The 10783-nt window shown below is 70.9% G+C and carries 8 protein-coding genes; 5 read left to right on the top strand and 3 right to left on the bottom strand.

Annotated features, from left to right (window positions below; translation table 11 throughout):
* The first annotated feature begins 92 nt into the window (after positions 1–92).
* Both ACFYOY_RS16010 and ACFYOY_RS16005 read left to right on the top strand, forming a co-directional pair.
* On the top strand, positions 93–1310 hold the full coding sequence (locus ACFYOY_RS16010) for a cytochrome P450 (RefSeq protein ID WP_351881689.1): 1218 nt from the start codon (positions 93–95) through the stop codon (positions 1308–1310).
* Positions 1311–1390: 80 nt separating this feature from the next.
* Positions 1391–2464 (top strand): MupA/Atu3671 family FMN-dependent luciferase-like monooxygenase, encoded by a 1074-nt coding sequence (locus tag ACFYOY_RS16005; RefSeq protein WP_351881692.1) that lies wholly within the window; start codon positions 1391–1393, stop codon positions 2462–2464.
* A gap of 93 nt (positions 2465–2557) precedes the next feature.
* Here the strand turns inward: ACFYOY_RS16005 and ACFYOY_RS16000 are convergent, their stop codons facing one another.
* Genes ACFYOY_RS16000 through ACFYOY_RS15990 form a run of 3 tightly spaced genes read right to left on the bottom strand, consistent with a single transcriptional unit; the run spans position 2558 to position 5595 of the window.
* Positions 2558–3352 (bottom strand): ABC transporter permease, encoded by a 795-nt coding sequence (locus ACFYOY_RS16000; RefSeq protein WP_351881695.1) that lies wholly within the window; start codon positions 3350–3352, stop codon positions 2558–2560.
* Positions 3349–4323 carry an ATP-binding cassette domain-containing protein gene (locus tag ACFYOY_RS15995; protein WP_351881698.1) on the bottom strand — a complete coding sequence of 325 codons (975 nt, stop codon included), beginning with the start codon at positions 4321–4323 and terminating at the stop codon, positions 3349–3351. Before ACFYOY_RS15995 ends, ACFYOY_RS16000 begins: the two co-directional genes overlap by 4 nt.
* Positions 4324–4368: 45 nt before the next feature.
* Positions 4369–5595 carry a cytochrome P450 gene (locus tag ACFYOY_RS15990; RefSeq protein WP_388587540.1) on the bottom strand — a complete coding sequence of 409 codons (1227 nt, stop codon included), beginning with the start codon at positions 5593–5595 and terminating at the stop codon, positions 4369–4371.
* Between the two features lie 558 nt (positions 5596–6153).
* Between ACFYOY_RS15990 and hppD the strand changes: the two genes are divergently transcribed.
* The 3 genes from hppD to ACFYOY_RS15975 are packed head-to-tail and all read left to right on the top strand — an operon-like array spanning position 6154 to position 10762.
* Positions 6154–7185, top strand: a complete 1032-nt coding sequence (gene hppD / locus ACFYOY_RS15985) for a 4-hydroxyphenylpyruvate dioxygenase (RefSeq protein ID WP_351881704.1) — start codon at positions 6154–6156, stop codon at positions 7183–7185.
* Positions 7182–9656, top strand: a complete 2475-nt coding sequence (locus tag ACFYOY_RS15980; RefSeq protein WP_351881707.1) for an aminotransferase class I/II-fold pyridoxal phosphate-dependent enzyme — start codon at positions 7182–7184, stop codon at positions 9654–9656. Before hppD ends, ACFYOY_RS15980 begins: the two co-directional genes overlap by 4 nt.
* On the top strand, positions 9653–10762 hold the full coding sequence (locus ACFYOY_RS15975) for a prephenate dehydrogenase (RefSeq protein ID WP_351881710.1): 1110 nt from the start codon (positions 9653–9655) through the stop codon (positions 10760–10762). The genes ACFYOY_RS15980 and ACFYOY_RS15975 overlap by 4 nt, the downstream gene beginning before the upstream one ends.
* Positions 10763–10783 lie beyond the last annotated feature (21 nt).

The following is a 10783-nucleotide window of genomic DNA, read 5'->3' as shown; positions in this document are numbered from 1 at the left end:
CGGTCGGGTCCGGCCGTGCTGTCATCGGTTCGGCCGCGTGCCGTCAAGCGCCCGCGGGCCCGCCACCCGCACCGCGACTTCAGGGAGTACTGGTGACCAACACCGGCACGCTGTCCCGCTACTGGATGTTCAGCGACGAGTACACACAGGACCCCTATCCCTTCCTCGCCCAGCTGCGCGCGGAACAGCCGGTGTGCCGGGTGGAGACCCCGGACGGGGTACGGGCCTGGGTGGTGAGCCGCTACGACGACGTCCGCGACGCGCTCTCCGACCCCCGGCTCGGCCGGGACATCGGCAAGCTCTACGCGGCGCTGGGCAAGCAGCTCGGCCAGGAGATCAAGCCCGCCGACGAGATCAGCAACCACCTGGCCAACTCCGATCCGCCGCGCCACACCCCGCTGCGCAAGGCGCTCACCTTCGCCTTCACCCCCAAGCGGGTCAGGGGACTGCGCGACGGCTGGGAGAAGGTGGTCGACGACCTGCTCGACGAGATGGTCCGGACGGACAACCGGGACCTGGTCTCCGGGCTCAACGAACCGCTTCCGATCATCACCATCGCGCAGCTGATGGGCGTGCCCGACGCCGACTGGCCGCGGTTCCTGGTGTGGACGAACACCCTGCGCCGGGTGGACGCCAGCGATCCGACGGGCATCATCGCCGAGCACACCCGGCAGTTGTCGGACTACCTCAAGGCGCTGATCGCCACCAAGCAGCGGACCCCGCAGGACGATCTGATCTCCGCGCTGGTCCACGCCGACGAGGACAAGCGGCTGACCGCCGCGGAGGCGCTGTCCACCGCGTTCGCCCTGATGACCGGCGGCAACGACACCACGACCAGCCTGCTCAACGGCTCCTTCGCGGCGCTGCTCACCCATACCGGCGAGGCCGACAAGATCCGCGCCGACTGGAGTCTGCTGCCCAACGCGGTCGAGGAGCTGCTGCGGTTCACCAGCCCGCTGATCAACTCCCTGCAGCGGGTCACGCTGGAGCCGGTCGAGCTGTGCGGGGTGAAGATCCCCAAGGACGAGATCATCATCATCTCGCTGGCCGGGGCGAACCACGATCCGCACGCCTTCGCCGACCGTGCCTCGGAACTGGACATCACCCGTCCCAAGCCCGCGCATGTGAGCTTCGGATACGGAATCCACTACTGCCTGGGCTCCCATATGTCCAAGGCGCTGACCGAGTTGGCGATTCGACGGGTCTATGAACGCTTTCCCGGCATCCGGCTGGCCGTGCACCCCTCGGAGGTGCGTTATCGGCCCGGACTGATGGTCCGCCCGATGATCGACCTGCCGGTGCGTTTCTGAAACGGCACACAGCAGCGACACCGCCCGGGACCCGCCGTCAGCGCGCCCCGGGCGCTTTTCTTTCGCTTTCCGGAGGACTCATGGATTTCAGCCTGTTCTACTTCGCCAACAACGACACCGAGGAGCGCGACCGCTATCGGCTGCTGCTGGACGGCGCCCGGTTCGCCGATGACAACGGCTTCACCGCGGTGTGGACCCCCGAGCGCCACTTCCATCCGTTCGGCGGGCTCTACCCGAACCCCTCGGTGACGGGCGCCGCGGTGGCGGCGGTCACCAAACGGGTCGCGGTGCGCGCCGGAAGCGTCGTGGCGCCGCTGCACCACCCGATGCGGATCGCCGAGGAGTGGTCGGTCGTCGACAACCTGTCGGGCGGCCGGGCCGGGGTGGCACTCGCCTCGGGCTGGCACGCCGCGGACTTCGCGCTCCGCCCGGAGAACTACGAGACCCGCAAGTCCGGGCTGATGGAGACGGTCGACACCATCCGCCGGCTCTGGAAGCGCGAGAGCGTGTCCCTGACCGACGGGGCGGGCGAGACGGTGGAGCTGACCATGTTCCCGCCGCCCGTCCAGCCCGAGCTGCCGATGTGGCTGACCAGCGGTGGCACCCCGGCGACCTTCACCCTGGCCGGTGAGAACGGGATGGGCATGCTGACCCATCTGCTCGGCCAGGAGGTCGACGTCCTCGCGCAGCGCATCGCCGAGTACCGCCGGGCGTACCGGGAGCACCAGAGCGCCTCGGCCGGGCAGGGGCATGTGGCCCTGATGGTGCACACCTTCGTCGGCACCGACCGCGACACCGTGCGGGAGACCGTGCGCGAGCCGTTCTCCCGCTACCTGGCCAGCTCCTTCGACCTGCTGATCAAGGCGGCCGAGGCGGCGGGCGCCCAGGGCGCGGACATGTCCCGGGAGCTGAAGAGCATGGGCCCGGAGGACCGTCAGTTCCTCGTGGCCCAGGCGTTCGACCGGTACTTTGAGACCAGCGGGATGTTCGGCACCGTCGACGACTGCATGGCGATGCTCAAGCAGCTCAAGGACGCGGGGGTGGACGAGGTCGCCTGTCTGGTGGACTTCGGTGTGGCCACCGATGTGGTGGTCGGCGGCTTCGAGCACCTGGCCCGCCTCCATGACACCTGGCGTGCGCATCTGGGGAGCTGACCCGGCGGCGCTCCCCCGGCGGGGCAAGCCGAAGCCCGGACGACCGCTCTCGGTCGTCCGGGCTTCGGCTTCTGGGTCTCCTACGCCCGCGGGTCAGCGTGCGGCGGCCCGCTCGTAGGCCCGGTTGGCCAGCGGGATCACCACGATCAGCAGGACCACCACCATGATCAGCGAGGCCGCCACCGGATGCCGCAGCGGGAACGCCGGATCGGCGCCGTTCCCCGTGGGGTTCCCCCACAGCTCGCGCATCCCGGTGGTCAGGGTGGTCACCGGGTTCCACTCGGCCACCGGACGCACCCAGCCCGGCAGGTTCTGGGCCGGGTAGAAGGTCGCCGACAGGAAGGTGAGCGGCATGGTGATCACCATGGCCACCGAGTTGACCGCCTGGGGATCGCGCAGCAGCAGCCCGATGAGCGAACCGAGCCACGCCGTGGCGTAGCCGAGCAGCAGCAGAAGACCGAAGCCCGCGAGGGCCTTGAGCGGCCCGCCGTGGATGCGCCAGCCGATGAGCAGGCCGACGGAGAGCATCGCGAGACAGGAGATCGCGTTGAGCACCACATCGGAGAGGGTCCGGCCGAGCAGCACCGAGCCCTTGCCCATGGGCAGCGAACGGAACCGGTCCACCAGGCCGTTGGAAAGGTCCTCGGCCACCCCCACACCGGTGTTGATGACGCCGGCCAGCATCATCTGGGTGAAGATGCCCGCCATGATGTACTCGTGGTAGTCGCCCTCCGGCACGTTCATCGAACTGCCGAAGAGGTAGCCGAAGAGGAACACGAACATGATCGGCATCAGGGTGATGCTGAGGATCCGCTGCGGTGCCCGCTTCAAGTGCCGTATGTGGCGGCCCGCCAGGGCGAGCGCGTCGCTCAGGACATAGGTGGTCATCGGCTCGTCGTCTCCAGTTCGGCCTCGGGTCCGGCTCCGGTCAGCTCCAGGAACACGTCGTCCAGCGAGGGGCGCCGTACGAGGAAGTCGACCACCTCCACCGAGGCCCCCTGGAGCTCCGACGCCGCCGCGGAGACACCGGCGATACCGGTCTCCAGCGCGACCGACACCCGCAGCCCGCTCTCGTCGACGACCGGCGGGGCGGATCCCCGTGCGGAGATCCGGGCCAGCGCGGCCCGGGCGGTCTCCACCATCTCGGTGGTCCGTACGGTGATCTCCAGCCGCTCGCCGCCGACCTTCTTCTTCAGCTCGTCGGGCGTGCCCTCCGCCGCCACCAGCCCCTTGTCGATCAGGGCGATGCGGTGGGCGAGCTGGTCGGCCTCCTCCAGGTACTGGGTGGTCAGCAGCACGGTGACCCCCTCGGCGACCTGCTTGCGCACCATGTCCCACAGCGCGTTCCGGCTGACCGGGTCCAGCCCCGTGGACGGCTCGTCCAGGAAGATCACCGGCGGGCTCCCGATCAGGCTGGCGCCCAGGTCCAGCCTGCGGCGCATACCGCCCGAGTAGGTCTTGACGACCCGGTCGGCGGCGCCGGTGAGATCGAACATCTCCAGCACCTCGTCGGCGCGGGAACGGGCCCGCTTGCGGCCCAAGTGCAGCAGCGTGCCCATCAGCACCAGGTTCTCGCGGCCGGTCAACTCGCCGTCCAGGGCGGCGTACTGACCCGTCAGCCCGATGCTGCGGCGCACCTCGTGGGCCTGGCTCAGCACGTCGTAGCCCGCCACGGTCGCGGTGCCCTCATCGGGCTTGATCAGCGTCGACAGTATCCGCACCGTGGTCGTCTTGCCGGCGCCGTTGGGGCCCAGGAGCCCGTAGACCGTGCCCGCCTCGACCGACAGGTCGATGCCGCCCAGCACCTCGTTGTCGCCGTAGCGCTTCCGCAGACCAGCCGCGGAGATTGCGATATCCATCAGACTCCTCTTCATCGGCCGGTACGCCGGTCCGGTCCGTCTCGCTCAGCCGAGCCGGACGGGCAGTGACTCCAGCCCCCGGGTCAGGTTCATCTCGCGGCGCAACTCCGTCGGCGCCACGGCCAGTTCGATTCGCGCGAAGCGGTCGAGGAGCGCGCCGACGGCGATCTCGGTCTGCAGTCGTGCGAGGGGCGCGCCCATGCAGTGGTGGATGCCGTGGCCGAAGGCCAGATGGCCGCCGCCCTCCCGGCGGATGTCGAACCGCTCGGGGTCCTCGAAGCGTTCGGGGTCGTGGTTGGCCGAGCCGAGCGAGACGATGACGAACTCGTCGGCCGGGACGCGGACACCGGCGATCTCCACCGGTTCCGTGGTCACCGAGAGCGTGCTCAGGTGCAGCGAATTGTCGTAGCGGCAGAACTCCTCGACCGCGCCCCGCAGCAGCGACCGGTCCGCGCGCAGGGCGGCGAGCTGGTCCGGGTGGCGCAGCAGGGCGAGCATCCCGTTGCCGATCAGATGCGCGGTCGTCTCGTATCCGGCCACCAGGAGCTGGAAGACCATCGACACCAGCTCGTTCTCGCTGAGCCGGTCCTCGTTGTCCCGCGCCTGGATCAGCCCGCTGATCAAGTCGTCGGCCGGGGCGGCCCGCTTGGCGGCGATCAGCCCGGTGAGGTACTCCGCCATCTCGTCGGCGATGCGGTGCATCTCCTGCGGCTGGACGGCCACGGTCAGCGCGTTGGACCAGGCTCCGAAGGCGGCCTGGTCGGCCTCGGGGACGCCGATCATCTCGGAGATCACGGTGAGCGGCAGCGGGAAGGCGAACACCTTCAGCAGATCCACCTCGCCCTGCCCCGCGAGGTCGTCGAGCAGCGCGCCGACCGTGTGCTCGATCCGCGGCCGGAGCGCCTGGATCTGCCGTGCGGTGAACGCCTTGGCCACCAGCTTGCGCAGCCGGGTGTGGTGGGGCGGGTCCATGCCCAGCATGTGCTCCACCAGCATCCGCTGACCGGGCGACTTCGCGGCGGGCTGCTCGACGGGGTCGACACCCGCGTGCTTGGCGGCCAGCCGGGCACAGCGCTCGGGGTCCTTGTGCAGTTTCGGCTCGGTCAGCGCGGCCCGCGCCGCCTCATGGCGGAGCACCAGCCACATCGGTGCCCCGCCGAGCACCACCTGCGCCACCGGGGCCCGCTCGCGGAGCCGGGCGTACGCCGGGTACGGGTCGCGGATGAAGTCCTCACCCAACAACTCCGGCGTCCGGCTGGTCTCCTCGGCCATGTGTCGGGTCCTTTCGGTCGGCCCGGGACGCATGTCGCGGACGCAGTGGGTGAACGACGTCTCCGACCCGTTGATAGCAGTGTTTTCCGCGCTCCCCCGACGCACTTCAAGGATTTCTATCGAGCTCCCGCGGAGGGTTTCTCGGCGGTCATCCGGACGGAGGAGGGAGCGAAGGGGGGCTCCACCCCACGGCTTGTCGGATTGCCTCCGCGGGAGGAGTCGGGCGCGCGGGCCCCATGCCATGATCCTGGCAGTCCTCCGCATACGCGGTTGCGCCGCAAAGCGTTCAAATGAAGAGAATCGAATAAGCCGTTGCCAGGGTCCGCCGACCGCCTTCACGATCATCGCCGACCGCCCGAAAAGAGGCGATTGACGCGGTCGGCGGCCCTTCTTGGCGGTACGCCTACCGCCGCCTTACGTAAAAATGCCGCACCCGCGTCTTTCCGGCTATAGAAGAATTCTTGGCGGCCCATGGCGACGCTCCCCCGGGCCGGTAGCGTGCGATTCCACGAGTTGCACACACACGTGTGGCGAGGCAATCGTCGGATGGGGAGTATCGTGACCGCGTATGACGTCGAGTACATCGAGATCTACACCAGCGATCAGCGGAAAACCATGGACTATTTCGTGTCCAGCATGGGTTTCCAGGAAAAGGCCCGATGCCGGACCGGCGCGCTGGATTCGATACTCCTGCGCCAGAAGGACATCCAGCTCGTCATCACCTCGGGACCGGGCACGGCCGACTTCCTGGCGGCGCACGGTGACGGCATCGCCGACATCGCCTTCGCCTGCGAGGACCCCCTCGCGGCCCGGGAGGGCGCCCTGGCCGCCGGAGCCCGCGATCTGACCTCCGGCAACCCGGCCGGTCCCGCCGTCTCCGGCTTCGGCGCCGTCCGCCACACCCTCCTCAAGCGCACCGCGGGCCGGCCGCACGCGCTGCCCCCGGGCCGGGACTGGATCGCCTCACCGGAGCGCGCCCCCCAGGACGGCACCACGACCGAACTGCGACTGCTCGACCACATCGCGGTCTGCCTGGACGCCGGCACCCTGCACGACACGGTCCGCTACTACATCGACGGATTCGGCTTCGAGGAGTACTCCAGCGAATACGTCGCCGTCGGCGAGCAGGCCATGGACTCCATCGTGGTGCGCAGCCCCTCGGCCGGGATCACCTTCACCATCATCGAGCCCGACAGCACCAAGAAGCCGGGCCAGATCGACGAATTCCTGGAGCGCAACGGCGGCCCGGGGGTGCAGCACCTGGCGTTCCTCGTGGACGAGATCATCCCGGCCGTGCTCGAATTCGAGAGCCGGGGCATCGAGTTCCTGCAGACGCCCGGCACCTACTACGACGCCCTCGCCGAGCGGATCGACAACCTCGACGAGGCGATCGCCGATCTGCGCAAGACCAATGTGCTCGCCGACCGCGACGAGTGGGGCTACCTGCTGCAGCTCTTCACCCGCTCGCCCTACGAGCGGCGCACCCTGTTCTTCGAACTCATCCAGCGCCACGGGGCCCAGGGCTTCGGAAGCTCCAACATCCGCGCGCTGTACGAGGCCGTCGAGCGCGCCCGGGCGGCCACCTCGTGACCGGCCGCACGGCCCCCTCCGGCGGCTCCCGGCCGCCGCTGTCCCTCGAGGAGTACGCCGAGCGGGCACGCACCCGACTGGACCCGGCGGTCTGGGACTTCATCGAGGGCGGGGCCGGGGAGGAGCGGACGCTCGCCGCCAATCCGGCGGCGTTCGACCGCCTCCGGCTGAGCCCCCGGGTCCTGACCGGGGCGGGTGAGTGCGACCCGTCCACCACGATCCTGGGACGCCGGTGGGGGGCGCCGGTGGCCGTGGCGCCCATGGCCTACCACACGCTGATGCACCCCGAGGGCGAGCTGGCCACCGCGCGGGCCGCGGGCGCGGCCGGTCTCCCGCTCGTGGTGAGCACCTTCGCCGGGCGGACCTTCGCGGAGATCGCCGCGGCCGCCACCTCGCCCCTGTGGCTCCAGGTCTACTGCTTCCGCGACCGCGACACGACCCGGCGGCTCATCGAGCACGCGCAGGCCGCGGGCTTCGAGGCCCTGGTGCTGACCGTCGACACCCCGCGGCTCGGCCGCCGACTGCGCGACCTGCGCAACGACTTCCGGCTGCCGCCGCATATCGTGCCCGCCAACCTGCCCGCGGACCAGACCGATTACTCGTCCCCGTCCGAGCACGGCCGCACCGGCCTCGACCCCTCGCTCGACTGGTCGGTCATCGCCTGGCTGCGCTCGGTCAGCCAACTGCCCGTCCTGGTCAAGGGCGTCATGACCGCCGAGGACGCCCGGCGCGCGATCGCCGCCGGCGCGGACGGCATCGTGGTCTCCAACCACGGCGGACGGCAGCTGGACGGGGCACCGGCCACCCTGGACGTGCTCGCCCCGATCGCCGCCGCCGTGGACGGCCGCTGCCCCCTGCTCCTGGACGGCGGCGTCCGCCGCGGCCGGGACGTCCTCGGCGCTCTCGCCCTGGGAGCGGACGCCGTCCTGCTGGGCCGCCCGGTGCTGCACGGCCTGGCCGTGGCGGGCCGGGACGGCGCGGCGGGCGTCCTGGACCTGGTCCTCGAGGAGCTGTCGGAGGCCATGACGCTGACCGGCACCGCCACCGTCGCCGACGCGGGCGCCGCGCTGCCGACCGCGGAGCATCCGCACCGCGGCGTGGCGGACGCGTCGCTGCCGGCCGTGCCCGAGCACACCGCCGCGACCGGGCTGCGCAAACAAGACCTGCACCGCAGTGTGTCCGACCCGGTGCTGGACACCATGAACTTCCTGAACGAGATCACCGGCCGCTTCCCGGACGTGGTCTCCTTCGCCCCCGGAAGGCCGTACGAGGAGTTCTTCGACAAGGACGAGATCCTCGATCACATCCGCCGCTACCTCGACCACCTGGCCGCGGGCGGCGCCTCGGACCACGCCATCCGCACCGCGCTGTACCAGTACGGCCCGACCGCGGGCCAGATCCGCGGACTGATCTGCGACTCGCTCCGCGCCGACGAGGGCATCGACGCCTCGCCGGAGGCGATCGTGGTGACGGTGGGCGCCCAGGAGGGGATGCTGCTGACCCTGCGCGCGCTCTTCGCGGACCCCGCGGACGTCCTGCTGGTCGCCAGCCCCTGCTACGTGGGCATCACCGGAGCCGCCAGTCTGCTGCAGGTGCCCGTGCACCCCGTCGAGGAGCGGGCCGACGGGCTGGACGTGGCCGATGTGGAGGCCGCCGTGCTCGCCGAGCGGGCCCGGGGCCGCCGCCCGCGCGCCTTCTACGTGGTGCCGGACCATTCGAACCCGTCGGGCAACACCATGTCCCGGCGCGCCCGCGAGGAGCTGCTGGAGCTGGCCGCCCGGCACGATCTGCTCATCCTCGAGGACAGCCCGTACCGGCTGGTCAGCCCCGGCGTCCAACTGCCCACCCTGAAGTCGATGGACCATGCGCGACGGGTGATCCACCTCGGGTCGTACTCGAAGTCGGTCTTCCCCAGCGCCCGCGTCGGATTCGTCGTCGCGGACCAGTCCGTGCGGGATCCGTCGGGGGCCGAAACACTGCTCGCCGACGAACTCGCCAAGATCAAGAGCATGGTGACGGTGAACACCCCGGCGCTGAGCCAGGCGGCCGTCGCCGGTGCCCTGCTGGCGTGCGGCGGCCGACTCACCGAACGCAACGCGGTGCCCGCCAAGCACTACGGCGAGGCGCTCCGCGTCACCCTGGAGCAACTGGACCGCCACTTCCCCGAAGACGTCCGCGACCGGCTCGGCATCGGCTGGAACCGGCCCAGCGGCGGCTTCTTCCTCACCGTCCGGGTGCCGTTCCCCGCCGACAACGCCGCGCTGCTGCGCTCGGCCGAGGACCACGCCGTCATCTGGACCCCGATGGCCTACTTCTACCCGGGCCCCGGCGGCGAGCGGTCGATCCGGCTCTCCTTCAGCTATCTGAGCCCCGCGGAGATCGAGGAGGGCATCGGGCGGTTCGCCGCCTTCCTCCGGGCGGAGATCGAGCGCTCCGGCGCCACCGGACCCACACCGGGACGTGACACATGAGAACCGCCGTCGTCGTCGGAACCGGGCTGATCGGCACGTCCATCGCCCTCGCCCTGAGCCGCCGGGGCGTCCTGGTCTACCTGGACGACGCCGACACCACGGCCGCCAGGACCGCCGAGGCCCTGGGGGCCGGTTCGCTGGAGATGCCCGCCGGGCAGGTGGACCTCGCCGTCCTGGCGGTGCCGCCCGCGAGCATCGGCACCGTGCTCGCCCGCTGTCAGCGGGACGGGCTGGCGCACACCTACACCGATGTGGCCAGCGTCAAGGTGCGGCCGCACGAGGAGGTCCGCGCGGCCGGCGGCGATCCGTCCCGCTACATCGGCGGGCATCCGCTGGCGGGCGCCGAGCGCTCCGGTCCGCTCGCGGCCCGCGCCGACCTCTTCGAGGGCCGCCCCTGGGTGCTGACCCCCTCGCCCCTCACCGATCGCTCGGCGCTCAACCGGGGGCTGGAGCTGGTCTCGCTGTGCGGTGGCGTCCCCGTCCTGATGGACACCGACGCCCACGACCGCGCCGTCGCCCTGACCTCGCACGCCCCGCATCTGGTCGCCTCGATGATGGCGGCCCGGCTGGAGCACGCCGAGGCCGAGCACATCCGGGTGTCGGGACAGGGGCTGCGGGACGTCACCCGCATCGCGGCGGGCGAACCCGCCCTGTGGAGCGACATCCTGACCGCGAACGCAGACGCGGTGGCCGACGTCCTCGACGGTTTCGCCAAGGACCTGGAGCGGCTGATCGCCGTCCTGCGGGCGCTGCCCGGCGCGGAGTCCGAGGCGCGCCGGCAGGCCGCCGCCGACCTCCAGGAGCTGCTGCGGCGCGGCAACCGGGGCCACGCCCGGGTACCGCACAAACAGCGTTCGCAGCCCGCCGAGTACGTGGCGATCCCGGTGGCCGTCCCGGACCAGCCCGGTGCGCTGGCCCGGCTGTTCTCCACCGTCGGGGAGGCCGGGGTCAACATCGAGGACGTGCGCATCGAGCACTCCCTCGACCAGCCGAGCGGCCTGGTCGAACTGCTCGTGGAGTCGACCTCCGTCGCGGGCGTACGGCGGGTGCTGGACGCCAACGGCTGGACCATGCGGGAAAAGCCCCTGCTGGTCGGCGACGCCTGAGGAATCCGGACCGGCTCCGCC

Source organism: Streptomyces sp. NPDC007875, from assembly GCF_042868035.1.
Classification (GTDB): Bacteria; Actinomycetota; Actinomycetes; order Streptomycetales; family Streptomycetaceae; genus Streptomyces; species Streptomyces antimycoticus.
This window is presented reverse-complemented; position numbering and strand designations above follow the sequence as displayed.